The sequence below is a fragment of the Spirosoma flavum genome (assembly GCF_042686045.1).
Classification (GTDB): Bacteria; Bacteroidota; Bacteroidia; order Cytophagales; family Spirosomataceae; genus Spirosoma; species Spirosoma flavum.
In genome coordinates this window covers 1-735 of record NZ_JBHUOM010000076.1, presented here as the reverse complement: position 1 = coordinate 735, position 735 = coordinate 1, and the positions used below count along the sequence as shown (strand labels likewise).

The 735-nt window shown below is 39.5% G+C and carries 2 protein-coding genes; one reads left to right on the top strand and one right to left on the bottom strand.

What is annotated here, in order from left to right; genetic code table 11:
- Positions 1 to 338 (top strand): hypothetical protein (locus ACFS25_RS31880; protein ID WP_381509283.1); only part of this gene is annotated, 338 nt, incomplete at its 5' end.
- Positions 339 to 518: 180 nt separating this feature from the next.
- Here ACFS25_RS31880 and ACFS25_RS31875 read toward each other — a convergent pair.
- Positions 519 to 735 (bottom strand): hypothetical protein (locus ACFS25_RS31875; protein ID WP_381509281.1); only part of this gene is annotated, 217 nt, incomplete at its 5' end.

Here is a 735-nt window from a genome sequence, read left to right as displayed (position 1 = left end):
AACTGACCATGAAAATATTAGCAACTTTGGTATGCTTGCTAGTTGTAACAGCAAGTTTTGCCCAGCAAAATTTAATGAAGGAAAAAAGCGATTCATTGCAGAATCAGAATATAGACAACATGCCAATCCTCAAAGGGCAAGGGCATGCATTAGACATACCTACTAGGAATGGGAAGGGGAATGCAATACCTATGCCTAACCGGTCTATGCCAGTTGCTTTAAATTCTAAAGAACAAGTTTCAGTAAGTGTGAAAGCTAAAAGCAAGCCAGTAACGAATTGGTCAGTAGATTCACTGTTCCAAGTGATGCCTAGTACAACTCTGCCTAAGAAGAACTAGACAGTTATAGACTATCACATTTCGTATGCTAGCCAACAGGAAGGTTAAATCGTAATCTCAGAAAAGTTTCTTTACATAAAGTTAGTTATACAACAACTCTCTATAAAGTACAATGCCTGGCTACCTCGATTAGTGGCTAGGCATCGTACTTTATAGAGGTCAAAATCAATCAGGCTTCCACTAAGTATAATGAATGCGTTTAACCGTTGTCTCCACGATTGAACCCTTGAAAAAGTCTTTTAATGCGTTTAACATGTGCACTTCCAAGTCCACTATTCGGTACACTTGGTCATCTATTTCGAAAGCCTCTTGCTCGTAATAGCGCCGACGAGCTTCGGGATTATTCGATTCAATAGTGCCGAAAGCTTGACTACTATACCAACTTAACTCAGCTTGA